This is a genomic window from Neisseria uirgultaei (genome assembly GCF_962719845.1).
GTDB lineage: Bacteria > Pseudomonadota > Gammaproteobacteria > Burkholderiales > Neisseriaceae > Neisseria > Neisseria bergeri.
The window spans coordinates 63,540-88,267 of record NZ_CAUIYF010000002.1; the positions used below are offsets into that span (position 1 = coordinate 63,540).

Genomic DNA, 24,728 nt, shown 5'->3' on the forward strand with positions numbered 1-24,728 from the left:
GTTTATAAGGGAAAACCGCTTATTTCCGTTTGGGTAGAAATCTATCTAGGCGTATTGCGCGACAACGGATGATTGGCTCAAAAACGGCATTTCGTACCGGATGAAAATGAAGAAGATATATCGTTCATATTCCAGTAGCTGTCCGGCTCGAACCGGCTATCAGAGATAGTCGGTCAACTTTTACCCGAAAATCACTTTTCTTTCAACTTTTGAAACATCCCGATAAAAGGATATTTCGTAACCCGATCTTGATGGACATAGTTATGGCAACCGAACCGAACCGAACCGAACCGAACCGAACCGAACCGAACCGAACCGAACCGAACCGAACCGAAATTATACACGATTTAGAAAATAATTTCAGACAAAACAACATATTAAAAATCAAACAACTCTTTCCCGAAGTCTTTTGCGAAGACCAAATCGACTTTGAGAAGCTCAAACTCGTCCTCGGTGCAGAAAACCTTGCCGGCGCGGGCGAACGTTATCAACTCGATTGGGCGGGCAAAACCGCCGCCTATCTCAACCTGCAAAGCCCCACTTCCCGCACCCTCGTTCCCTGCAAAGAAGAATCCACAGATTTCGACGGCACGCAAAACGTGTTTATCGAAGCCGAAAACCTCGAAGCACTGAAAATCCTGCAAAAATCCTACGCCGGCAGCGTGAAGATGATTTACATCGACCCGCCCTACAATACCGGCAACGATTCCTTTATTTATCCCGACAAATTCTCCGAAAGCCGCGAAGAATACGCCCGACGCGTGGGCGATATCGACGACGCGGGCTACCTGAAGCGCGACGGCGTATTCCAAGGCGCGTGGCGAAAAAACGGCAAAGACAGCGGCCATTACCACAGCAACTGGCTCTCCATGATGCTGCCGCGCCTGCATCTGGCGAAAACCCTGCTGCGTGAAGACGGCGTGATTTTTATCTCGATAGACGATAACGAACAGGCGCAGTTGAAATTGTTATGTGATGAAGTGTTTGGGGCGGAGAATTTTGTGTCAAATATTATATGGGAGAAGAGGTATACCAGAAGTAACAACGCCCGCATGTTCACAACATTAACGGAGCAGATAGTTTGCTACAGGAAATCTGATAACTTACAGGAGTTAAAAGAGCCTAGAAATGAAAAAGCAGATTCCACTTATACCAATCCAGATAATGATCCAAGAGGAGTATGGACAAGCGTATCTTGTGTTAACCCAGCAACAAAGGAACAACGCCCGAATTTATCATATGAAATACAAAATCCACACACGGGAGAAGTCATTACACACCCAACAAATGCATGGAAATTTGAGTATTCAAAATATTTATCCTATCAGGAAGATAACAGACTGTATTGGGGAAAGAATGGAGAAAACAAATATCCACGCTTAAAGAAATTTCTCACAGAGATGGATGGCGGAATGGTGCCAGTTGATTTATGGAAACATGATGAAACAGGAACAACAGATGCTGCCAGCAAAGAGTTGGAATCCATGATTGGTAAAGGAATATTTACTTTTCCGAAACCTCCTTCATTAATCAAAAGGATGCTTAAAATTGCATCAAATAAAAAAGATTCAATTATATTAGACTTCTTCACTGGCTCAGGCACTACCGCCCATGCCGTGATGCAACTGAATGCCGAAGACGGCGGCAGCCGCCGTTTCATCTGTGTCCAGCTTCCCGAAGAAACCGACGAAAAATCCGAAGCGCGCAAGGCGGGTTTCGACACGATTGCCGAAATCGCCAAAGAACGCATCCGCCGCGCGGGCAGGCAGATTTCAGACGGCCTTCAAAGCGGTCAAAACGTGGATACGGGCTTTAAAGTCTTCAAACTGGCCGAAAGCGGTTTCAAACAATGGCGGCAGCCCGGACAAGCCGATACGGAAGCCCTGCAAGGCGAATTATCCTTGAGCATTGATTCTGTGTTGTCTGAAATGCCGTCTGAAAACCTGCTCTGCGAATTGATGCTGCGTTTAGGTTTGAAGCTGACTTGCAAGGTTTCGCTTTCAGACGGCGTGTATTTCGTGGAAGACGAGGATACGGGCGGACTGTACGCCTTCCTGCTGGAACGCGTGAATCAGGATTTGATTGATGCCGTGCTGGCGAAGCATCCCGTCAAGGCGGTGGTTTTGGACAGGCTGTTCGACGGCGACGACGCGCTCAAAGGCAATACCGTATTGCAGATGAAGGACGCGGGCGTGATGTTCGAATGCGTGTAGTCAGCCGAAAGCGGGAAGTGCCGTCTGCCGTCATTCCCGCGCAGGCGGGAATCTAGAAACTCAAAGTTGCAAGAATTTATCGGAAATGACTGAAACCCAACGAACCTAGATTCCCACTTTCGTGGGAATGACGATATATCAGTTTCTGCGCCGACAGGTCTGGATTCCCGCCTGCGCGGAAATGACGGCAAAGAGGTGGATTTTCCGCGCGACAGCGGATAGAAGGAAATAAAAATGGAATTGAAATTTGAAGAACTGCCCTATCAGCTTGATGCGGTAAATGCCGTTGCGAATCTTTTTGCAGGGCAGCCGAACCACGCCCGGACATTTGATTTGACCAGTCAGGGGACGGGGCGGTTTGTCGGCAACGGCTTGGATTTGGATTGGGAAACGCTGGGTCGGAATCTGAATGCAGTGCAAAAGCAAAACGGACAGCCTGAAACGGAAATCGGCGCGCACGGGCTGAATTTTTCTCTGGAAATGGAAACGGGTACGGGCAAAACCTATGTCTATCTGCGCACGGTTTACGAATTGAACAAGCTCTACGGCTGGAAGAAATTTGTCATTGTCGTACCGAGCGTACCGATACGCGAAGGCGTGTTGAAAAGCCTGGAAATTACGAAGGCACATTTTGACGGAGTGTTCGGCAGGCCCGTGATGCGTTATGCGGAATATTCAAGCGGCCGGTTGTCGGACTTACGCGCTTTTGCGGTAAACGACCATATCGAAATTTTGGTAATCAATATCCAGTCGTTTGAAAAAGACGGAAACGTGATCAATAAGGTAAACGAAAGCGGGGATGCGCCGATTAAGTTTATTCAGGAAACGTGTCCCATCGTCATCATCGACGAGCCGCAAAATATGGAAACGGAAGGCCGTCTGAACGCTTTGGCATCGCTCAATCCGCTCTTTACCCTGCGCTATTCGGCAACGCATAAAAAACCGTATCACAAGGTGTACAGCCTGAATCCCGTGCAGGCATACAATTTGAAGCTGGTCAAGCAAATCGAAGTTTTGCCGGTATTGGCGGAAAACGATGTGAACGGCGCATTTGCGGAGCTGTTGGAAGTGAAACAGGCGGCCAAAGGCCGTCTGAAAGCCGATTTGAACATTCATTATCAGGATAAAAAGGAAACCAAGAAGAAAAAGGTATCCGTCAAATCGGGAGACGATTTGTTTGAAAAATCGGGCGGCAACGAAGCCTACCGCCACGGTTTCATCATCGACGGCCTGGATTTCGAGAATCAGGAATTGGCGTTTTCCAGCGGTAAAACCATTACGCGCGGCGGAGACGGCGATGCGGTGCGCGATGAAATTATGAAAAACCAAATCCGCGAAACGGTAAGGGAGCATTTGGCGAAGGAGAAACGGCTGAATCCGTCGGGGATTAAGGTGTTGTCGCTGTTCTTTATCGACCGTGTGGAGAATTACCGTGCGGCAGACGGAACGGCAGGCAAGTTTGCCCTTTGGTTTGAAGAAATCTATCGGGAGCTTGCAGGCAATACCGATATGGCGGGCGTACACGGCGGCTATTTCTCGCAAGACAAGAAAGGCCGTCTGAAAAACACCGACGGCACGACGCAGGCGGACAACGATACCTACCGCCTCATTATGCGCGACAAGGAAACCCTGCTTTCCTTCGGCAGCCCGCTGCGCTTTATCTTTTCCCATTCCGCGCTGAAAGAAGGCTGGGACAACCCCAATGTATTCCAAATCTGCACGCTCAACGAAACCCGCTCGCCGCTGAAAAAGCGGCAGGAAATCGGGCGCGGGCTGCGTATCGCCGTCAATCAGGAAGGGCGGCGCGTGCGCGATGAAGAAGTGAATGTGCTGACCGTGATTCCGAACGAAAGCTACGAATTGTTTGCCGCCAACCTGCAAAAGGAATACGAAGACGAATGCGGTATCAAATTTTCCGCCAAAAACATCAAAGACCACAATAAAAAGAAAAAACAGCTATTCCGCAAAGATTTTCCGCTCGATCCCGAATTTCAGGCAATTTGGGACAGGTTGAAATACAAAACGCGCTACCGCGTGCGCTTCGATACGGAAGAATTGATCAAACAGGCTTCGGCGGCAGTAGCAAATTTGCCAGAAATCCAAAAGCCGAAAATCCGCATCAAAAAAGCACATTTGAAACAATCCCAAACCTACGGTATCGAAACAGTCGAAATTGCCGGCCGCAGCCGTGAAATGGACGTTCAATGGGAGATTCCGGACATACTCGGCGAAATCCAAAGAAAAACGGGGCTGACGCGGCGCACGGTGTATGAAATCATCGCACAGTCAGGTCGTCTGAAAGATGTAGTTGGTAATCCGCAACGCTTCATCGACCTTGCCGCTGAAGCGGTAAACCGCAGCCTGTACGCATTGATGGCGGCAGGAATCGAGTATGAGCGAACCGGCGAAGTGTACGACCAAAAGCTGTTGGCAGACATGGAGCGTGAAGGCATCGAGTTTTATGAAAACAGCTTTACGTTCAAAGTCGGAAAACCGCAGAAAACCATTTGCGAAAACTATATCCCTTTGGATTCCGGTACGGAAAAAACCTTTGCCGCCGATTGCGAGCATTATGATGCTGACCATGAAGGTGGTGTAGCGTTTTATTTCAAACTGCCCGGCTGGTTCAAAATCCCGACCCCACTGGGCAATTACAATCCCGATTGGGCAGTGGTAAAACAGGTTCAGGGCAAAGTGTACTTTGTTGCAGAAACCAAAAATACTGGCAAAGGCATTCAGGCTGGTGTGGATATGGACAAACTACGCCAGAATGAGAGGCTGAAAATCGAATGCGGTGAACGGCATTTTGAAGCACTGGGCGGTTTGGCATACCGTGTTGTGGAAAAAGTGGGGGACTTAAAGTTAGAAAAAGAGGAGCAGGCATGAAATATGCTGTCCGCTTTGTTTTCCGTTGACGTTTCCGCCGCGCCTTTTGGGGAGGTTTCTTCTGAAAACCTGTGTTTGGGTTTCTGCTGTCGGGAGGGAAAGGAATTTTGCAAAGGTCTCAAGCTTATTGTCCCGTCAGGCGTGCCCAGAGTTTTTTCCACCAGTTTTTCTTTTCTACGTCCTCCAACGCGGCGATTTCTTTTTCGGCAACAGTATGTCCGTTTTGTCTGATTTTGATTTTTCCTAAAATCTGCCCTTTTTTTACCGGGGCGGGAATCGGCTGTATGGTTTCCAAAATCTGTTCTGCCATTTTCGCTTCCTTATGTGGCAGAGTGATGTAGGCTTCTTTGAGGAAGCCTGCGCGGACGGTTTTTTTGCTGCCTCCGGAAATTTGGATTTGGGCAACGGTTTTGCCTTTCGGATATATTTGGGGCGTATCGAAGGCCTGCAATGCCCAGTTCAGCAGCTTGCTGTTGTCCGATGCGCGGGTTTCCGCCGATTCCGAACCTAGAGTGATGACAAGGATGTGCCTGCCGTTGCCGGAGTATGACACGGCAAGGTTGTAGCCGCCGCTTTCTGTGTGTCCGGCTTTCAGACCGTTTACATTGTTGTCCCTATATAAAAGGATATTGCGGTTGTTTTGTTCTATATTTTTGAATTTGAAAGATTTGATGGAAAACAGCGGGTAATATTCCGGAAAGTCGCGCATCAATGCTTCAGACAGCAGGGCGAGGTCTTTGGCGGTGGAAACCTGTCCTTCTCTACTCAAGCCTGTCGGGTTTTTGAATACAGTGTTCTTCATGCCCAAGCGTCGGGCTTCTTTGTTCATTTGTTGCACAAAATTTTCAATCGAGCCGTTGCCCAGCCGGCCGGCAAGGGTTAGGGCGGCATCGTTTGCGGATAGGGCAATCATGCCTTTTAAGAGTTTGTCGGTGCTGACCGTATCGCCGGGACGTACAAACATTCTGCTTCCTTCTGAAGCCCATGCGGATTCGGGTATTTTTAAGTTTTCTTCAGATTGGATATTTCCCGATTTCATGTTTTTGAAAACCAAATATGCGGTCATCAGTTGGGTTAGTGCCGCCGGTTCGACAGGGGTATTGATGTTTTTAGCGGATAAAGTCTGCCTGCTTTGAAGGTCGATAACGATGTGTGCCGCTGTGAGGGTTTCGGGTGTTTGGAGCGTAGGGGCGGCGTGTACCGTCGGTCTGTTGGGCGCGGGCGATGCAGCCGTTGCGTGAGAAACGCCTAAGATGATGGAAAGCAGGACGGGCAGGATTTTATGTGCTGTCATGAAATATTCTAATTGTGTGCGTGTTTCAGTCTGCCGATTATACGCTTAGGGTGTCTGATCGGGCGGATTTTTCTTGCTTTCGCGCCGTCTTGGGCGTATGGTTTTGGGTTTTGCGATTTTAATAAACCGATTATCCCATATTGAATTATGAACACGCCCCTTCCTTATTCCGATTACCTCATCCGCATCCTGACGGCATCTGTCTATGATGTTGCGGTCGAAACGCCTTTGGAAACGGCACGCAGCCTTTCTGTACGTTTGAAAAACAACATCCTTTTGAAACGCGAAGATTTGCAGCCGGTTTTTTCGTTCAAAATACGCGGCGCGTACAACAAAATGTCCAAGTTGCCGAAAGATGCGCTCGCTTGCGGCGTGATTGCGGCAAGTGCGGGCAACCATGCCCAAGGCGTGGCGTTGTCCGCACAGCGTTTGGGCTGCCGTGCCGTTATCGTTATGCCGGAGACTACGCCGAAAATCAAAGTGGATGCGGTTAAAAGCCGTGGCGGCGAGGTGGTTTTGCGGGGTGTTTCATACAACGATGCATACGATTATGCGATGGAGTTGGCGGAAAAAGAAGGGCTGACCTATATCGCGCCGTTTGACGATCCCGATGTGATTGCGGGACAGGGGACGGTGGGGATGGAAATTGTCAGCCAGCATCCCGATCCAATCCGCGCCGTATTCGTACCGATAGGCGGCGGCGGTTTGGCGGCGGGCGTGGCGGCATTTATCAAGCAGGTCCGCCCCGAAATCAAAGTTATCGGCGTTCAGACCAACGATTCCTGCTGTATGAAGCAGTCGGTCGAAGCGGGTGAAATCGTCCATTTGAAAGATGTCGGGCTGTTTTCAGACGGCACTGCGGTCAAAGTCGTCGGAAACGAAACCTTCCGCCTCTGCAAAGAACTTTTGGATGAAATCATTACAGTCGATACCGATGCGGTTTGCGGTGCGGTCAAGGATATTTTCGATGACACGCGCAGCATTACTGAGCCGGCCGGCGCGTTGGCATTGGCAGGTCTGAAAGCCTATATCGCCCGAGAAGGCGCGGAAAACCAAACCCTGATTGCCGTTACCAGCGGCGCGAATATGAATTTTCACCGTTTGCGCCACGTTTCGGAACGGAGCGAATTGGGCGAGGGCAACGAAGGTATTTTTGCCGTTACCATCCCCGAAGAACGCGGCAGCTTCCTTAAGTTTGTCAATATATTGGGAAATAGGAATATTACCGAGTTCAACTACCGCTACGGCGACGATGAAAAAGCGCATATCTTTGTCGGACTTCAAGCGGCAGGCCCGCAGGATTTGGCGGTTATCGGCAGCCGGTTGGACGAAGCGGGATTGCCCAATGTCGATTTGACCAACAATGAGATTGCCAAAATCCATATCCGTTATATGGTTGGAGGGCGGACGGACAAAGTAGAAAACGAGCGTCTGGTCAGTTTTGAGTTTCCGGAGCGTCCGGGGGCGTTGGCGCGTTTTTTGAACCATATGCAGGGCGGTTGGAACATTACGCTCTTCCATTACCGCAACCACGGTGCGGATTACGGGCGGATTTTGGTCGGTATCGACGTGCCTCCTCACGATTCCGCCGCATTTGACGGTTTCTTGGAAAGTCTGGGATACAGCTATCACGAGGAAACGCAAAATGCCGCGTACAAGCTGTTTCTTGCCTGACGCTTGACACGCAATGCCGTCTGAAAGCCTTTCAGACGGCATTGTGCTTTCAGGGTTAAATCGAATATTCAATCAGCTCGTTTTGAGAGAAGACATAAACCTGTTTCGGAATTAAGTTTAATTCTTTGCCTTCGGCGATTGGGTAACGCGCGGCATCGCTGCCTGCCAGCGTGATATGTACATCCTGTTTGCCGTGTTTCACCAAAACGTGCGTCAATGCGCCGACGGCGTGGATTTTTTCGATTTTGGCACGGATCATCGGGGGTTCGTGTTCGGCGGCGATCTGCCATTCGTGCGGGCGGATATAGCCGGTGGCGGTTTGTTCCTGCCACTTGTATTGTGCGTCCAATTTCCACGCGAAGCCGTTGTAATGCCAGAAGCCTTTTTCGATGCGTCCTTCAAATGCGTCGGTTTCGCCGAGAAATTCGGTAACGAAGGCGTTTTCGGGTTTGCGGTAAATGGCTTCGGCACTGCCGGTTTGTTCGATTTTACCGTGGTTCATGACGACAATTTCGTCGGAAACTTCAAGGGCTTCTTCTTGGTCGTGCGTAACCAAAATGCTGGTTACGCCGAGGTTGTGATGAATGTCGCGCAGCCAGGTGCGTAATTCTTTGCGTACTTTGGCATCCAGCGCGCCGAAGGGTTCGTCCAAAAGCAGGAGTTTCGGTTCGACCGCAAGCGCACGGGCGAGGGCGATGCGCTGGCGTTGCCCGCCGGAGAGTTGGTGCGGATAGGATTTTGCCAAATGCGAGAGTTGTACGAGTTTGAGCAATTCTTCGACTTTGGCGCGGATTTGTCCTTTGGACGGGCGTTCGGACTTGGGCAATACGGTCAAACCGAAAGCGACGTTGTCAAACACGTTCATATGGCGGAAAAGGGCGTAGTGTTGGAACACGAAACCGACTTTGCGCTCGCGCACATGTTTGGCGGTTACGTCTTGCCCGTCAAACAGAATCTTGCCGCCGTCGGCGTTTTCCAGTCCGGCGATAATGCGTAAAAGCGTGGTTTTGCCGCAGCCGGACGGGCCGAGCAGGGAAACGAGTTTGCCGGTGGGGACGTTGAGGTTGATGTTTTTCAGCGCGTGAAAATTGCCGAAGTGTTTGTTTAAGTTTTGAATGGTGATGCTCATATTGCGTTCCTTTCGGCGGCGGCGAGTTTTTTATCTTGTAATTTTGTGATGATGTTTTGCACCGCCAGCGTCGCCAGTGCTAAAAGTGCCAATACGCCGGAGAGGGCGAATGCGCCGGTGAAGTTATATTCGTTGTAGAAGATTTCGACCAAAAGCGGGATGGTGTTGGTTTCGCCGCGTATGTGTCCCGATACTACGCTGACCGCGCCGAACTCGCCCATCGCGCGGGCGTTGGTGAGGATGATGCCGTAGAGCAGCGCCCATTTGATGTTGGGCAGGGTAACGCGCCAAAACATCTGCCAGCCGCTGGCGCCGAGTATTAAGGCGGCCTGTTCTTCGCTGTCGCCTTGCGCCTGCATTAAAGGAATGATTTCGCGTGCGACAAAGGGGAAGGTAACGAACAGCGTCGCCAGAATAATGCCGGGGATGGCGAAGATAATCTGTATGCCTTGCGCTTCGAGCCAGCCGCCCAATGCCGTGTGTGCGCCGAACAATAAGACGAACATCAAACCGGCAACTACGGGCGATACGGAAAACGGCAAGTCGAGCAGGGTAGTCAGCAACTGCTTGCCTCGAAAGTCGAAACGGGTCAGCAGCCACGCCATCGCCACGCCCAAGACGGCATTGACGGGGACGACAATCAGCGCGGTAATCAGCGTCAATTTGATGGCAGACCACGCTTCGGAATCGCTTAAGGATTTCAGGTACAAATCCCAACCGCCTTTTAAGGCCTCGTAGAATACGGCAACCAAAGGCACAACCAACATCAGCAACAGAAAGCCCAAGGCGGTAGCAGTCAGCAATACGCGCAGCCAACGCGGTTCGGTCAGGTTGGGATTGGCGGAATAGGGTTTCATGTCGGTGGTGTTCTCTGGTTGGTTTTAAAATGTTTGGAGGTCGTCTGAAAAACTGTTTTTTGTGGGGCGGATTCGTTTTCAGACGGCCTTTTATCTTTTATGGATTAAAAGGGGAGCAAAAAACGTCCGGCTGCCGTCATTCCCGCGCAGGCGGGAATCCACCACAGGGCAACAGAAAAACAGAAAATAAATAAGGCAGCCGAAATTTACCAATGGATTCCCGCCTGCGCGGGAATGACGGTAACAGGTATTTCAGACGACCTCAACCCTTCGCGCCCGAACGCCTGCCCAACGCCCACTGCATCACGTTCAGCGCAAACAGAATCACAAACGAAACCAGCAGCATAAACAACGCTACCGCCGACGCGCCCTGTACGTCGAACTGTTCCAGCTTGCCCGTAATAATCAGCGGCAGGATTTCGGAAACCATCGGAATGTTGCTCGCGATAAAAATCACCGAGCCGTATTCCCCCGTTGCCCGCGCGAACATCATTCCCGCGCCGGTCAAGAGCGCCGGCGTGATTTCCGGCAGCAGCACACGGCGGAACGTCGTAAAGCGGTTTGCGCCCAAAGTCGCCGCCGCTTCCTCATATTCGCCCGACAATTCCTCCAATACCGGCTGCACGGCGCGGACGATAAAGGGCAGGCTGACGACGACCAGCGCAATCCAAATGCCGACGGGCGTAAACGCGATTTTGATGCCCAAAGGCTCGAAAAAACGGCCTATCCAACCGTTGGGCGCATACAGGGTCGCCAACGCGATACCCGTAACCGCCGTCGGCAGCGCAAACGGCAAATCGACCAGCGCGTTCGCCAGCCCCTTGCCCGGAAATTCATAGCGCACCAACACCCAAGCTACCAGCGTGCCGAACACGACATTGGTCAGCATCGCATAAAACGACATCCGCAAACTCAGCCATACCGCCGCCAACACGTTCGGCTCGGCAATCGTGTTCCAAAAGCCGCCCCAGCCGATTTCCGCCGCCTTCGCCGCCATCATCGCAAACGGTAAAATCACCAGAAGCGACAGGCACAATACGGTCAGGCCGAGGCTGATTTTGAAGCCGGGAAGGATGCCGGGTGTTTTGAGCAGTAACATGGTCGGTAAGGGTGGAAAATAAAGGCATTACTTTAACGATGCAGTCTGAAAAACGGAAAGAATGGAAAGTTTGGTGCAAAGACGAATTTGTTATAAAGCGGTTGGCAGTTTCTCAAGCAGGTGCGATGTTTTAAAATATAGTGGATTAACAAAAATCAGGACAAGGCGACGAAGCCGCAGACAGTACAAATAGTACGGAACCGATTCACTTGGTGCTTCAGCACCTTAGAGAATCGTTCTCTTTGAGCTAAGGCGAGGCAACGCCGTACTGGTTTTTGTTAATCCACTATAACGCCTTGTTTTGACGGAAAACCATCATATAAAGGAACACTTATGCAGATTTTATCTTTTCAGGCGGACATTGCGGAACGTATGCTGGAAGGCACGGAAGGCGAGTCGGTCAACGAAAACGCACAATTCGTCCGCACGGACAACGGCTATTGGATTGCGTGGCATGAAGGCGTGGCGGCACTGCTTGCGCCCGATACGCCGCCGGGCATTCCCTGTTTTTGGGTAGAGGGCGCGGAAAGCCTTGAAGAGTTGTGCGCCATGGTGGAACGCGGCGAGTTTGACGAAGTGGAAGAGTTTGAAGGCGATGATGACGCGTGGCTCGAAGCGGCTAAAGGTTGCGGACACCACGGCGATGCTTGCGCCTGCGGACATTGATTCGGACTTCCCGTAAAAAATGCCGTCTGAAATGTGTTCAGACGGCATTTTGCCGGTTTGCGGCTTATGCGGCAAAACGTTTGGCAACCTCGTCCCAGTTGACGATTTCCCAAAAACCTTTCAGGTAGTTGGGACGGCTGTTGCGGTAGTCGATGTAGTAGGCGTGTTCCCACACGTCGCAGGTCAAGAGCGGCGTGTTTTCAGTGGTCAGCGGCGTAGCGGCGTTGGAAGTGGAAACCAAATCCAATCCGCCGGCAGGGGTTTTCACCAGCCACGCCCAACCGGAGCCGAAAGTACCGGCCGCGCAGGCATTGAACGCTTCTTGGAACTTCTCGAAGCTCCCCCATTTGGCGTCGATGGCGGCGGCCAGTTCGCCGGAAGGGTTGCCTTGACCTTTAGGCGTGAAACCCAGCCAGTAGAAGGTGTGGTTCCAAGTTTGGGCTGCGTTGTTGAACACGCCGCCCGAAGATTTTTTCACAATCTCTTCCAAAGGCAGGTTTTCAAATTCGGTACCTTTGATTTGATTGTTCAGGTTGGTGATGTAGGTTTGATGGTGTTTACCGTAGTGGAATTCCAAAGTCTCTTTGCTTAGATGCGGGGACAATGCGTCCAGTTCATAAGGCAGTTGCGGCAGCTTATGTTCCATTTTGTGCTCCTAATGTTGTTTTTGGATGTTGTGTTTTGGCAGTGTTGCTGCAAACGAATCGGCAGCTCACGCATTCTACCTGTTTTGAGGGATGGAAACCAATTGAACCTGCTTTACGCTATAATAAAAGAATGCAATTTCGGCACAATAAGGATGTACCATGAACGATTACGCAGCTATGCCGTCTGAAGACCGCGAGGTCGGCGCATTGTCGCTTCCGCCGCACTCAATGGAGGCGGAGCAGTCCGTGTTGGGCGGTTTGATGCTGGAAAATCCGGCATGGGACAGGATTGCCGATGTGGTTTCGGGAGAGGACTTCTACCGCCACGAACACCGCCTGATTTTCCGATCCATTGCCAAGCTGATCAACGAAAGCCGTCCCGCCGATGTGATTACGGTTCAGGAAGATTTGCAGCGGAACGAAGAATTGGAAGCGGCAGGCGGATTTGAATACCTGATTACGCTGGCGCAAAACACCCCGTCCGCCGCCAACATCCGCCGTTATGCCGAAATCGTGCGCGAGCGTTCCATTATGCGCCAACTCGCCGAAGTGGGAACGGAAATCGCCCGCAGCGCATACAATCCGCAAGGCAGGGACGCGGGGCAGCTTTTGGACGAGGCGGAAAACAAAGTATTCCAAATCGCCGAAAGCACCGCCAAATCCAAACAGGGCTTTTTGGAGATGCCCGATTTGCTGAAAGAAGTCGTACAGCGCATCGATATGCTCTACTCGCGCGACAATCCCGATGAAGTAACCGGCGTGCCGACGGGGTTCATCGACCTCGACAAAAAAACCTCGGGCCTTCAGCCCGGAGACCTGATTATCGTCGCCGGTCGTCCGTCTATGGGTAAAACCGCCTTTTCTATCAATATCGCCGAACACGTTGCCGTAGAAGGCAAGCTGCCCGTTGCCGTTTTCTCGATGGAAATGGGCGGTGCGCAGTTGGTTATGCGTATGCTCGGCTCTGTCGGACGCTTAGACCAAAGCGTCCTGAAAACAGGCAGGTTGGAAGACGAACATTGGGGGCGGTTGAACGAGGCCGTCGTCAAGCTTTCCGATGCACCTATGTATATCGATGAGACACCGGGCCTGACTGCTCTCGAACTGCGCGCCCGCGCCCGTCGTCTTGCACGTCAGTTCAACGGAAAATTGGGATTGATCGTCATCGACTACCTGCAACTGATGTCTGGTTCGGGACGTTCGGACAACCGTGCTTCGGAGCTGGGAGAGATTTCGCGATCGCTCAAAGCGTTGGCGAAAGAATTGCAGGTTCCTATCATCGCTTTGTCTCAGTTGAGCAGGACGGTCGAATCGCGTACCGACAAACGCCCGATGATGTCCGACCTTCGCGAATCCGGCGCAATCGAGCAGGATGCCGACCTGATTATGTTCATGTACCGCGACGAATACTACAACCAAGACTCACCCATGAAAGGCCTTGCCGAATGTATTATCGGCAAACACCGCAACGGTCCGGTCGGAAAAGTTTTCCTGACATGGATGGGGCAGTTTACCAAATTCGACAATGCTGCCTATGTTCCCGAGGAGGCAAAGATAGAAGATTAAATGGTTATATAAAAATTTATTAGGCGAAATCAGGCAAAATCGTTTAAAATCATGCTTAGAGATTGCCCTAAAAAATAAAATGCGGTCTTGAGGCATTTTTGCATTCAGACGGCATATAATTGAAAATACATTACCAGTTAACGTCCTATTGCTTATGTGTACACGAAAACAACAAGGTTTCACGCTAATAGAGCTGCTTATCGTGATGGTCATCGCAGCCATTATGGCGATGATAGCCCTCCCCAGTATGAGCCGGTGGATTGCATCCCGCCGCATTGCCAGTCACGCGGAGCAGGTTGCCAACCTTTTGCGTTTCTCCAGGGGCGAAGCCGTCCGACTCAATATCCCTGTCTATATCTGTCCTGTTCAAGTTAAAAAAGACGGTACGGTCAACAACCAGTGCGACTTGGGCAAGAAGGGGCAGGGAGTGTTGGCTTTCGGCGACAAAAACGGCAATAAGGCATATGACGGCGATGCGGCGGATGTTTTCCTCCGCAGCGTGGTGTTGAATGATGCCGACGACGGCCGGATTAATTATGCCTTCAACCATATCGCTTTCGGTAAGTCCCAGCCGACCGCCGACCGTGTTGTTTGGACTTTCAACCAAAACGGGGCATTCGGCTATTCTCCCGATCAGAATCTCGCGCGTACTTCCAGATTTGTTTACTCCGACGGTTATATCCAAATCGTGCTGACAGATGCGAAGGCGGTTTCCGCCGATGAAAAGAAATTCCGCTCGGCGGTAGTTTTGATTGACAGCAGCGGCAGGGTTGAGGTTTGTCCTAGAAACGATACGCGTGCCGTATGCCAACATCAATGACTGTTTTAGTCGGTTTGGGAAATAAAAAATGAAGAATAATGATTGCTTCCGCCTGAAAGATCCCCAGTCCGGTATGGCACTGATAGAAGTCTTGGTTGCTATGCTCGTTCTGACCATCGGTATTTTGGCACTATTGTCCGTGCAGTTGCGGACAGTCGCTTCCGTCAGGGAGGCAGAGACGCAAACCATCGTCAGCCAAATCACGCAAAACCTGATGGAGGGAATGTTGATGAATCCGACCATTGATTCGGACAGCAACAAGAAAAACTATAATCTTTACACGGGAAACTATACACCATCAGCCGGGGATGGCGATTTTACGCTTGGCACCGTGAAAACCAAGAAGGATTTGGCAAAAGCCCAGTTGGACAGGTTCGGTTATGAATTGAAAAATGCCTTGCCGGATGCGGTCGGTATCTATTACGCCGTCTGCAAGGATTCGTCGGGTAACGCGCCGACATTGTCCGACAGCGGTACTTTTTCTTCAAATTGCGACAATAAGGCAAATGGGGATACTTTGATTAAAGTATTGTGGGTAAATGATTCGGCAGGGGATTCGGATATCGCCCGTACGAATCTTGAAGCGAACGGCGACAATATCGTATATACCTATCAGGCAAGGGTCGGAGGTCGGGAATGAGACGTAAAATGCTAAACGTACCCAAAGGTAGTTATGATGGTATGAAAGGTTTTACCATTGTTGAATTTCTGGTTGCGGGCCTGCTCAGTATGATTGTCCTGATGGCGGTCGGTTCGAGTTACTTTACATCCCGGAAATTAAATGATGCGGCAAACGAGCGTCTTTCCGCACAACAGGATTTGCGGAATGCGGCAACATTGATTGTCCGCGATGCAAGAATGGCGGGGGGCTTCGGTTGTTTCAATATGTCCGAGCATACTACAACTGATGTTGTTTCCGATACGGCGCAACAAAACCCCCTTTTTTCCTTAAAAAGGAACGGTATAGATAAACTTATCCCCGTAGCGGAATCTGCAAATATCGGTTATCCGGGTTTTACCCAATCCGGTAAGGCATTGATTTTCCAATACGGTATCGACGATGCTAATGCAAACGCCGCGACTACCGTCGTCAGCAGTTGTGCCGCAATATCAAAACCGGGCAAGCAAATCTCTACATTAGAAAATGTAAAAAAAGAATTGAAGATTCTGGATACGGATAATAGGCAAAATGGCAATATTGCGCGGCAAAGGCATGAGGTCAATGCCTATGCGGTCGGCAAGATTTCTGATGAGGAGGGTTTGTTCCGCTTCCAATTGAATGATAAAGGCGGGTGGGGTAATCCCCAGTTGCTCGTGAAAAAGATTACCCATATGAATGTGCGGTATATCTATGTTTCCGACTGCCCTGAAGATGAAGATGTCGGCAAAGAGGAAAAATTCAAATATACGGATAAATTCGACAGCTCCAAAGGTGCTGTTACGCCCGCCGGGGTGGAGGTTTTATTGAATAGCGGTACCGATGCCAAGATTGCCGCTTCCTCAGACAATAATATTTATGCTTACCGTATCGATGCGACAATACGCGGGGGAAATGTATGCGCAAACAGAACGCTTTGACGGGAATCCCGACTTCTGACGGACAGAGGGGGTTCGCACTGTTTATCGTGCTGATGGTTATGATAGTAGTGGCCTTTTTGGTTGTGACTGCCGCGCAGTCTTACAATACCGAACAGCGGATCAGTGCCAACGAATCAGACAGGAAATTGGCTTTGTCTTTAGCCGAGGCGGCTTTGCGGGACGGCGAATTTCAGGTTTTGGATTTGGAATATACTACGGATAGTAAGGTTACATTTAGCGAAAACTGTGAAAACGGCCTGTGTACCGCAGTTAATGTGCGGACAAATAATGATAATGAAGAGGCTTTTGACAATATTGTGGTGCAAGGCAAGCCTACCGTTGAAGCCGTGAAGCGTTTTTGCCCTGCAAATTCTACCAACCTGTGCATTGACAACAAGGGGATGGTATATGGGAAAGGTACGGGAAGCGTCAGCAAAATGCCGCGTTATATTATCGAATATTTGGGTGTGAAGAATAACCAAAATATTTACAGGGTTACTGCCAAGGCTTGGGGTAAGAATGCCAATACCGTGGTCGTCCTGCAATCTTATGTAAGCAATAATGATGAGCAATAAAATGGAGCAAAAAGGGTTTACATTGGTTGAGGTGATGATAGTTGTCGCGATACTCGGTATCATCAGCGTCATTGCCATACCTTCTTATCAAAGTTATATTGAAAAAGGCTATCAGTCCCAGCTTTATACGGAGATGGTCAGTATCAACAATGCTTTCAAGCAGATTATTTTGAAAAATCCCGGGGAAAGTAATCAGAAACTTGATACGGAACTGAAAAAGTTTGCACCGGCTTATAAGATGAATCCGAAAATTGCCGAAAAATATAGTGTTTCGGGGGAGTTTGTCGATGCGGCAAAATCAAGGGCATACAGGTTGGTCGGTGTTCCGAAGGCAGGGACGGGTTATACCTTGTCGGTATGGGTGAACAGTGTGGGCGACGGATACAAATGCCGCGATGCCGCTTCTGCCCGGGCTCATTTGGAAACCTTGTCTGCGGATGCCGGTTGTGAGGCTTTCTCTAACCGTAAAAAATAGGGCTGTTTTGCTAATGCCGTCTGAAAATCAATTTTCAGACGGCATTTTTATGGGTATTTTGAAATGAATTATGCCATCAACCATCCCAAGATGCCTGACGAGCCGACTCCTATCAATACGGTAAGGAGCATAGAAAAGCGGCAGGCCGCAAAGGCGGTTAACGCGATGGCAATAAGTTCGTGCGGCTTGTCGGATACGAAATAGGGGGCAATGACGGAAATCAGGACGCAGCCCGGCGCGGCTTCCATAACGGTTTGGGCGCGGTGGCTTAGGGTTCGGTTGCGTAGTGCGAAAAATCCGATCAGACGTGTAGAGTAGGTTACGGCAAGCATAGAGGCACACAACAGGAATGATTGGAGCGACAGCAAGTCTTTCATTTTTGTTCTCCCCAGAGATAAGCCGATAACAGACCGGACAGTGCGCCGGCAGGAACATACCACGCGCCGTCAACGGTCAGGTAAACGGCGGATGCAACAATCAGGCTGACAAACCAAGGTCTTGATGCGGAAAAACTTTTCCACATCCCTCTCAATAAAACCAGAAATACGGCAGGAAACGCCATACCGAATCCCCAAGCGGACACATTGCCGAACACAGGCCCTACTGCCGCGCCGAGGGCGGCAAACCCTATCCAGGTAATGTAGAGGATAAAGCATACGCCCATATAAAAAGGCATATTGAATGCGGGCAAACCGGCTGCTTTCCGTTTTTGGATTTCGGAGAATGCCATCGCCCAGCTTTCATCACACATAAAAAACAGTGCGGGCACGGCTTTTTTCAGCGGTATTTCTTTCATGTGCGGGGCAAGTGCCGCCCCCATCAGGATATGCCGCGAATTGATCATAAAGGTTACGGTGGCGATAAGCAGTATCGGCAGAGGGGCCGCCCACAGATTGACCGTTGCAAATTCGGAGCCGCCGGCGAAGTTCATCCCCGTCATTAACAACATTTCCAGCCAGCTCATGCCTTTTTGTCCGCCCTGCATACCGAGTATCAATGCCCAAGGCAAAAGCCCAATCAGCATGGGCGAACTTTCTTTGATGCCGCGTATGAATTCATCACGTGGAGAGGCTGTGTGCGTCATGTTAATGTTTATATATGAAGAGACGGGGCGGTATTATACACAGGCAGAATGTTTTTGACAGTCGAGGATGGTTTCAAAACAAAAGCAGTTTGTTGTGTTTCAGCGTAAACACGGCTTGTGTATAATCTCCCATCTTTGAAACCGGCCGTATGCAGGAGCAAGACGATGAATATTGAAGTAGAAATGAAAGTGTTGGACGAGAGGATGGCGGATTTTATCCCTGCCTATGCGACGGAGGGTTCTGCAGGTTTGGATTTGCGCGCCTGTTTGGATGAGGAAGTCGTTTTGCAGCCGGGCGAAACGTTGCTTGTACCGACAGGTTTGGCGGTTTATTTGGCGAATCCCGCATACGCCGCCGTTTTGCTGCCCCGTTCCGGATTGGGGCATAAACACGGTATTGTTTTGGGCAATTTGGTCGGCTTGATCGACTCCGATTATCAGGGGGAATTGAAGGTGTCGTTATGGAACAGAAGCAGCGAGCCGTTTACTGTCAAACCGTTCGAGCGTATCGCGCAGATGGTTATCGTTCCGGTCGTACAGGCGGGCTTCAAACGTGTCGAGGAGTTTGTCGGAAGCAGCCGGGGTGAGGGCGGCTTCGGCAGTACGGGTTCCCACTAAAAATATAGAATGCCGTCTGAAGGACGGTTCAGACGGCATATCTTCCGATATACCGACAACCGGAGAAAATCATGAATACCTTACTCAACCAACTCAAACCCTATCCCTTTGCCCGACTGCGCGAGGCGATGCAGGGCATTTCCGCGCCTGAAGGCATGGAAGCCGTCCCGCTGCATATCGGCGAACCGAAACACCCGACACCGAAAGTCATTACGGATGCGCTGACCGCCTCATTGCACGAGTTGGAAAAATATCCGCTGACTGCGGGTCTGCCTGAACTGCGTCAGGCGTGTGCGAACTGGTTAAAACGCCGTTATGACGGCTTGACAGTGGATGCGGATAATGAAATTCTGCCGGTTTTGGGCAGTAGGGAGGCGTTGTTTTCTTTTGTCCAAACCGTGTTGAACCCTGCTTCAGACGGCATCAAACCCGTAATCGTCAGCCCGAATCCCTTTTATCAGATTTATGAAGGTGCGACACTTTTGGGCGGCGGTGAAATCCATTTTGCCAATTGCCCCGCACCGTCTTTCAACCCCGATTGGCGCAGTATTCCCGAAGAGGTTTGGAAACGCACCAAACTGGTGTTCGTCTGCTCGCCCAATAACCCCAGCGGCAGCGTACTGGATTTGGATGGCTGGAAAGAAATTTTTGATTTACAAGACAAATATGGTTTCATTATTGCCTCGGATGAATGTTATTCCGAAATCTATTTCGACGGCAACAAACCTTTGGGCTGCCTGCAAGCCGCTGTACAGTCGGGTCGAAGCAGGCAAAAACTGCTTATGTTTACCAGTTTGTCCAAGCGGTCCAATGTTCCTGGCCTGCGTTCCGGTTTTGTCGCCGGCGATGCCGAACTGCTTAAAAACTTTCTTCTTTACAGAACCTATCACGGCAGTGCGATGAGCATTCCCGTGCAGCGCGCCAGTATTGCCGCTTGGGACGACGAACAACACGTTATCGACAACCGCCGCCTGTATCAAGAGAAATTCGAACGGGTTATTCCTATCTTGCAACAGGTATTTGATGTTAAATTACCGGATGCCTCGTTTTACATCTGGTTGAAAGTCCCGGATGGCGACGATTTGGCATTTGCACGCAATTTATGGCAAAAAGCCGCTATCCAAGTATTGCCCGGACGTTTTTTGGCGCGGGATACCGAACAGGGCAATCCCGGGGAAGGTTATGTACGTATCGCTTTGGTTGCCGATGTCGCAACTTGTGTCAAAGCTGCGGAAACCATTGTTTCCCTATATCGGTAAAGAATAAAAAATGCCGTCTGAACTTTTGTTCAGACGGCATTTTCAATATTTTACGGTTGAATTTGCTATAACGGTATTTGCATCACATCAATCGGCTTGCCTGAGTATGTTTTTAAATCTAAAATTCCGACGTTTTACACAATACCGAGCAGATTATGTTTTTTGTCCTTTCCCCTGCGAAAAACCTTAACGAAAAAGACCCTGCCCCTGTCAGCGAGTTTACCCAACCCGACCTGCTGGCAGAGTCCGAAATTCTAATGCAGCAGCTGCGCGAGCTTGCGCCGCAACAGATTGCCGAACTGATGCACGTTTCCGACAAAATCGCACTCTTAAACGCGCAGCGCAATGCAGAATGGCACACGCCGTTTACGCCGGAAAACGCCAAACAGGCGGTCTTTATGTTCAACGGCGATGTTTACGAAGGTATGGATGCAAACACATTGGATATTGGACAGATACGCTATCTACAAAACCATGTCCGCCTGCTGTCCGGTCTGTACGGTCTTCTGCGTCCACTGGATCTGATGCAGCCCTACCGTTTGGAAATGGGGACGGCATTTGCCAATTTGCGCGGCAAGAATTTGTATGAGTTTTGGGGCGACATCATTACCAACCTTTTAAATGACACGCTTGCCCAAGCAGGCAGTAATACGCTTGTCAACCTTGCCTCACAGGAATATTTCAAGTCCGTCAACACGAAAAAACTTCGGGCGCGGCTGATTACCCCGATATTTAAAGACGAAAAAAACGGCAAATATAAAATCATCAGTTTCTATGCCAAGCGCGCACGCGGATTAATGGTGCGCTATGCGGCAGAACATCATATTACCGACCCTGAAATGCTGAAAAATTTTAATTACGAAGGCTACGCATTCAATGACGCGGCTTCCAATGAAAGCGAATGGGTTTTTATGCGTTCGGAACAAATAAAGTGAAAACAATAAATTAAGTATTTTCCAAAAAAAGTGCTTGGCAAAATGTATAAACTTCATTATTATTCCTTTTCTTCAAGAAGACGGAAGCGTGGCAGAGCGGTTTAATGCAACGGTCTTGAAAACCGTCGAGGGTTGATAGCCCTCCGTGAGTTCGAATCTCACCGCTTCCGCCAATCCTTGAAGTCAAAAACCAAATAAAAATGAAGTAGCATAAAGCATCGGCATTTTTATTTGGTTTTACTTCATCTTTCGGAAACGTGGCAGAGAGGCTGAATGCAGCGGACTCGAAATCCGCTGAGGGTGCAAATCCTCCGTGGGTTCGAATCCCACCGTTTCCGCCACAAAACAAAACCGTCCTGATTCAGGGCGGTTCTTTTTTGTTCAGGTTGTGTAAATTACCATAAAAAATCATCGGATTATGCCGACTTATCGCAACTATCTGCAACAAACTGCAATCGGCAGATGCTTTGATCACAGTTTTTATGGTATTAATTTATATGGTAATTTTTGAGAATGGGAACTTGCCATAATGGTTAAAGCCGTTACTCCGTTTAATCCTGTTCGGGTCAGGGATGCGGGGAAGGCGGGTTTTATCAAACCGGTGAGTTTTGATGTGAGAATGCCGTCTGAACCTTGGTTTCAGACGGCATTGCTATTGCTGATGCGGCTTTATTCGCAATTCAGATTGCGGGTTTTTTCTGCAAACGAATCCATAGCGATTTGGCACATTTGCTTACGCTGTCCCAAATCGGCGGCAGGCAGGGCTTGGAATAGGAATTTGGTGTTGTTGCGTGCGAAATCTGCTTTGTTTCCGGCTTTGTTGTAACAGGTTTCGGCGCGTTTGAAATATTGTTGGCAAATCGGCGGCAGCTCGTCCATAGCCAGGGGTTTGCTCTTATGCATACCGTGTGCGGATGCGGGAAGGGCGGTTGCCAAAAGGATGCTAATCAGGATGGTTGGAATAGCTTTCATATTATTGTCTTTTCCTAGGGTAAAAACTAAAGATTATATTATTTATAATCAATGAGTGTTGCGTTTAATCATAATCAGGCAGATAGGAATAACTAATGCCGTCTGAACGATAAATGTTCAGACGGCATTTTTGCCTTTATGCTTATAAGGCGTTTAGTGCCTGATTAAAGGTTGCGCTCGGACGCATCGCTTGTGCGGCTTTTTCAGGATTGGCGGCGTAGTAGCCGCCGATGTCGGCCGCTTTGCCTTGTACGGCAGAGAGTTCTTCAACGATTTTGGTTTCGTTGGTAGTCAAAGCGGCTGCCAATGGAGCAAATACGGCTTTCAGTTCGGCATCTTTGTCTTGAGCTGCCAATTCTTGCGCCCAGTAGAGGGTGAGGTAGAAATGGCTGCCGCGGTTGTCGAGTTCGCCAGCTTTGCGTTTAGGCGATTTGTCGTTCAACAGCAGTTTTTCGGTGGCGGCATCCAAAGTGTCAGCGAGGACTTGGGCTTTGGCATTGCCGGTTTTTTGCGCCAGATGTTCAAACGATACGGCGAGTGCGAGGAATTCGCCCAAAGAGTCCCAACGTAAGTGGTTTTCTTCGAGGAATTGTTGGACGTGTTTCGGTGCAGAACCGCCCGCACCGGTTTCAAACATACCGCCGCCATTCATCAATGGAACGATAGACAGCATTTTCGCGCTGGTGCCGAGTTCCAAAATCGGGAACAGGTCGGTCAGATAATCGCGTAGGACGTTGCCGGTTACAGAAATGGTGTCTTCGCCGTTTTTCAGACGGCCTAAGCTGAACTTGGCGGCTTCTTCAGGAGCGAGGATGCGGATGTCGAGGCCGTCGGTATCCAGTTCGGCAAGGTAGGCTTTAACCTTGGCGAGCAGGCTCTTGTCGTGCGGACGGTTTTCGTCGAGCCAGAACACGGCAGGCGTGTTGCTCAGGCGGGCGCGGTTGACGGCGAGTTGTACCCAGTCTTTGACGGGCGCGTCTTTGGTTTGGCACATACGCCAAATATCGCCTGCTTCAACGTCGTGCTGCATCAGGACTTTTCCTGCCGCATCAATGACTTGAACTTGACCGTCGGCTTCGATTTCGAAAGTTTTATTGTGCGAACCGTATTCTTCGGCTGCCTGCGCCATCAAACCGACATTGGGAACAGTACCCATGGTTGTCGGATCGAATGCGCCGTGTTCGCGGCAGAAGTCGATAGTCGCTTGGTAAACGCCGGCATAGCTGCTGTCGGGAATCACGGCTTTGGTGTCTTGCGCTTTGCCGTCTTTATCCCACATACAGCCGGAATTGCGGATCATCGCGGGCATAGAAGCATCGACGATGACATCGCTGGGAACGTGCAGGTTGGTGATGCCTTTGTCGGAATCGACCATTGCCAAATCAGGGTTGGCGGCGTAAACGGCAGCGATTTCGGCCTCAACGGCGGCGCGGGTATCTGCATCCAGTTTGTCCAGATTGGCAAGCAGGTTGCCGAAGCCGTTGTTGACATTGACGCCTGCGGCAGCCAGTTTGCCGCCGAATTTTTCAAATACAGGCGCGAAGAATACTTTGACGGCGTGTCCGAAGATAATCGGATCGGACACTTTCATCATCGTGGCTTTCATATGCAGCGAGAACAATACGCCTTTAGCTTTCGCGTCTTTGACTTGCTCGGCAAGGAAGGCAAGCAGGGCTTTTTTGCTCATTACGGTTGCGTCGATGATTTCGCCGGCTTTCAGGGCAACAGGCTCGCGCAGCTCTTTTTTGTTGCCTTGTTTGTCGGTGAATACGATGGATACGGAAGTCGCATCGGGTACGGTAACGGATTGTTCGTTATGGAAAAAGTCGCCGTTTTGCATGGTGGCAACGTGGGTTTTGGAGTCTTTCGTCCATGCGCCCATGCTGTGCGGATTTTTTTTCGCAAAGTTTTTCACTGCTTTAGGGGCGCGACGGTCGGAGTTGCCTTCGCGCAGGACAGGGTTTACCGCGCTGCCTTTGATGCGGTCGTAGCGTTCGCGCACGGCTTTTTCTTCATCGGTTTGAGGGTCGGCAGGATAATCGGGGACGGCAAAGCCTTTAGACTGCAATTCTTTAATCGCGGCGGTCAGTTGCGGTACGGACGCGCTGATGTTCGGCAGTTTGATTACGTTTGCGTCGGGCTGTTTTACCAGTTCGCCCAACTCGGCAAGCGCGTCGGGTACGCACTGCGCTTCAGTCAGGTATTCGGGGAACGCCGCCAAAATACGGCCGGAGAGAGAAATGTCGCTGGTTTTGACATCAATATCGGCGTGGCGGGTAAACGCCTGCACGATTGGCAGCAGAGATTGGGTCGCCAGCGCGGGGGCTTCGTCGGTATGGGTATAAACAATGGTGGATTTTTGAGTCATAGGATTATTCTCT

Annotated in this window: 22 protein-coding genes and 2 tRNA genes; 15 read left to right on the forward strand and 9 right to left on the reverse strand. The window is 50.2% G+C overall.

Annotated features, from left to right (window positions below):
• Positions 1–263 precede the first annotated feature (263 nt).
• Together Q9J32_RS01495 and Q9J32_RS01500 are read left to right on the forward strand one after the other, a co-directional pair.
• Positions 264–2,213, forward strand: a complete 1,950-nt coding sequence (locus tag Q9J32_RS01495) for a site-specific DNA-methyltransferase (RefSeq protein WP_304675348.1) — start codon at positions 264–266, stop codon at positions 2,211–2,213.
• Between the two features lie 234 nt (positions 2,214–2,447).
• Entirely contained in the window at positions 2,448–5,099 is a 2,652-nt protein-coding gene (locus tag Q9J32_RS01500) for a restriction endonuclease (RefSeq protein WP_301885467.1), read from the forward strand.
• Positions 5,100–5,223: 124 nt separating this feature from the next.
• Here Q9J32_RS01500 and Q9J32_RS01505 read toward each other — a convergent pair whose 3' ends face one another.
• Positions 5,224–6,393, reverse strand: coding sequence for a D-alanyl-D-alanine carboxypeptidase family protein (locus Q9J32_RS01505; RefSeq protein WP_301885466.1), 1,170 nt, complete (start codon positions 6,391–6,393; stop codon positions 5,224–5,226).
• A gap of 147 nt (positions 6,394–6,540) precedes the next feature.
• Here Q9J32_RS01505 and ilvA point away from each other — a divergent pair, with 147 nt between their 5' ends.
• Positions 6,541–8,067, forward strand: coding sequence for a threonine ammonia-lyase, biosynthetic (gene ilvA / locus Q9J32_RS01510; protein ID WP_301885465.1), 1,527 nt, complete (start codon positions 6,541–6,543; stop codon positions 8,065–8,067).
• Between the two features lie 55 nt (positions 8,068–8,122).
• On the opposite strand, the gene Q9J32_RS01515 is transcribed toward ilvA, so the two are convergent.
• The 3 genes from Q9J32_RS01515 to cysT form a co-directional block, all read right to left on the reverse strand.
• Complete coding sequence (locus tag Q9J32_RS01515; RefSeq protein ID WP_301885464.1) at positions 8,123–9,196, reverse strand: sulfate/molybdate ABC transporter ATP-binding protein; 1,074 nt, start codon at positions 9,194–9,196, stop codon at positions 8,123–8,125.
• Positions 9,193–10,053 carry a sulfate ABC transporter permease subunit CysW gene (cysW, locus tag Q9J32_RS01520; protein ID WP_301885463.1) on the reverse strand — a complete coding sequence of 287 codons (861 nt, stop codon included), beginning with the start codon at positions 10,051–10,053 and terminating at the stop codon, positions 9,193–9,195. The genes Q9J32_RS01515 and cysW overlap by 4 nt, the downstream gene beginning before the upstream one ends.
• Before the next feature lie 262 nt (positions 10,054–10,315).
• Positions 10,316–11,152: a sulfate ABC transporter permease subunit CysT gene (gene cysT / locus Q9J32_RS01525; RefSeq protein WP_301885462.1), complete on the reverse strand. Its 837-nt coding sequence runs from the start codon at positions 11,150–11,152 to the stop codon at positions 10,316–10,318.
• Positions 11,153–11,485: 333 nt separating this feature from the next.
• On the opposite strand from cysT, the gene Q9J32_RS01530 reads away from it, so the two are divergent.
• A complete protein-coding gene (locus Q9J32_RS01530; RefSeq protein ID WP_301667833.1) occupies positions 11,486–11,818 on the forward strand; it encodes a general secretion pathway protein GspG in 333 nt (110 codons plus the stop codon).
• A gap of 64 nt (positions 11,819–11,882) precedes the next feature.
• Here Q9J32_RS01530 and Q9J32_RS01535 read toward each other — a convergent pair whose 3' ends face one another.
• Complete coding sequence (locus tag Q9J32_RS01535; RefSeq protein ID WP_301885461.1) at positions 11,883–12,464, reverse strand: superoxide dismutase; 582 nt, start codon at positions 12,462–12,464, stop codon at positions 11,883–11,885.
• 160 nt (positions 12,465–12,624) lie between these two features.
• On the opposite strand from Q9J32_RS01535, the gene dnaB reads away from it, so the two are divergent.
• The 6 genes from dnaB (at position 12,625) to Q9J32_RS01565 (ending at position 17,479) form a co-directional block, all read left to right on the forward strand.
• Complete coding sequence (gene dnaB / locus Q9J32_RS01540; protein ID WP_301885460.1) at positions 12,625–14,031, forward strand: replicative DNA helicase; 1,407 nt, start codon at positions 12,625–12,627, stop codon at positions 14,029–14,031.
• Between the two features lie 154 nt (positions 14,032–14,185).
• On the forward strand, positions 14,186–14,851 hold the full coding sequence (locus tag Q9J32_RS01545) for a GspH/FimT family pseudopilin (protein WP_301885459.1): 666 nt from the start codon (positions 14,186–14,188) through the stop codon (positions 14,849–14,851).
• 28 nt (positions 14,852–14,879) lie between these two features.
• A complete protein-coding gene (gene pilV, locus Q9J32_RS01550) occupies positions 14,880–15,491 on the forward strand; it encodes a type IV pilus modification protein PilV (protein ID WP_301885458.1) in 612 nt (203 codons plus the stop codon).
• The gene (locus Q9J32_RS01555; protein WP_301885457.1) at positions 15,488–16,429 is read left to right on the forward strand and encodes a PilW family protein; all 942 of its coding nucleotides are present in this window, start codon (positions 15,488–15,490) and stop codon (positions 16,427–16,429) included. Before pilV ends, Q9J32_RS01555 begins: the two co-directional genes overlap by 4 nt.
• Positions 16,408–17,004, forward strand: coding sequence for a pilus assembly PilX family protein (locus tag Q9J32_RS01560; RefSeq protein ID WP_301885456.1), 597 nt, complete (start codon positions 16,408–16,410; stop codon positions 17,002–17,004). The genes Q9J32_RS01555 and Q9J32_RS01560 overlap by 22 nt, the downstream gene beginning before the upstream one ends.
• A 1-nt stretch (position 17,005) precedes the next feature.
• On the forward strand, positions 17,006–17,479 hold the full coding sequence (locus tag Q9J32_RS01565) for a PilX family type IV pilin (RefSeq protein ID WP_300905694.1): 474 nt from the start codon (positions 17,006–17,008) through the stop codon (positions 17,477–17,479).
• A gap of 68 nt (positions 17,480–17,547) precedes the next feature.
• Here the strand turns inward: Q9J32_RS01565 and Q9J32_RS01570 are convergent, their stop codons facing one another.
• On the reverse strand, positions 17,548–17,856 hold the full coding sequence (locus Q9J32_RS01570) for an AzlD family protein (RefSeq protein ID WP_301885455.1): 309 nt from the start codon (positions 17,854–17,856) through the stop codon (positions 17,548–17,550).
• Positions 17,853–18,563 carry an AzlC family ABC transporter permease gene (locus tag Q9J32_RS01575; RefSeq protein ID WP_301885454.1) on the reverse strand — a complete coding sequence of 237 codons (711 nt, stop codon included), beginning with the start codon at positions 18,561–18,563 and terminating at the stop codon, positions 17,853–17,855. Before Q9J32_RS01575 ends, Q9J32_RS01570 begins: the two co-directional genes overlap by 4 nt.
• Before the next feature lie 165 nt (positions 18,564–18,728).
• Here Q9J32_RS01575 and dut point away from each other — a divergent pair, with 165 nt between their 5' ends.
• The 5 genes from dut to Q9J32_RS01600 all read left to right on the forward strand — a co-directional run bounded on the left by dut (position 18,729) and on the right by Q9J32_RS01600 (position 21,716).
• Complete coding sequence (gene dut / locus Q9J32_RS01580; RefSeq protein WP_301885453.1) at positions 18,729–19,181, forward strand: dUTP diphosphatase; 453 nt, start codon at positions 18,729–18,731, stop codon at positions 19,179–19,181.
• Positions 19,182–19,252: 71 nt separating this feature from the next.
• A complete protein-coding gene (dapC, locus tag Q9J32_RS01585) occupies positions 19,253–20,440 on the forward strand; it encodes a succinyldiaminopimelate transaminase (RefSeq protein WP_301885452.1) in 1,188 nt (395 codons plus the stop codon).
• Positions 20,441–20,595: 155 nt separating this feature from the next.
• Positions 20,596–21,375 carry a peroxide stress protein YaaA gene (yaaA, locus tag Q9J32_RS01590; protein ID WP_301885451.1) on the forward strand — a complete coding sequence of 260 codons (780 nt, stop codon included), beginning with the start codon at positions 20,596–20,598 and terminating at the stop codon, positions 21,373–21,375.
• A gap of 82 nt (positions 21,376–21,457) precedes the next feature.
• Positions 21,458–21,548, forward strand: a tRNA-Ser gene (locus Q9J32_RS01595).
• 78 nt (positions 21,549–21,626) lie between these two features.
• A tRNA-Ser gene (locus Q9J32_RS01600) sits at positions 21,627–21,716 on the forward strand.
• Positions 21,717–22,044: 328 nt separating this feature from the next.
• On the opposite strand, the gene Q9J32_RS01605 is transcribed toward Q9J32_RS01600, so the two are convergent.
• On the reverse strand, positions 22,045–22,347 hold the full coding sequence (locus Q9J32_RS01605) for a hypothetical protein (protein ID WP_301885450.1): 303 nt from the start codon (positions 22,345–22,347) through the stop codon (positions 22,045–22,047).
• A 142-nt stretch (positions 22,348–22,489) separates the two neighbouring features.
• Positions 22,490–24,715, reverse strand: coding sequence for an NADP-dependent isocitrate dehydrogenase (locus tag Q9J32_RS01610; RefSeq protein WP_301885449.1), 2,226 nt, complete (start codon positions 24,713–24,715; stop codon positions 22,490–22,492).
• Positions 24,716–24,728: the final 13 nt, after the last annotated feature.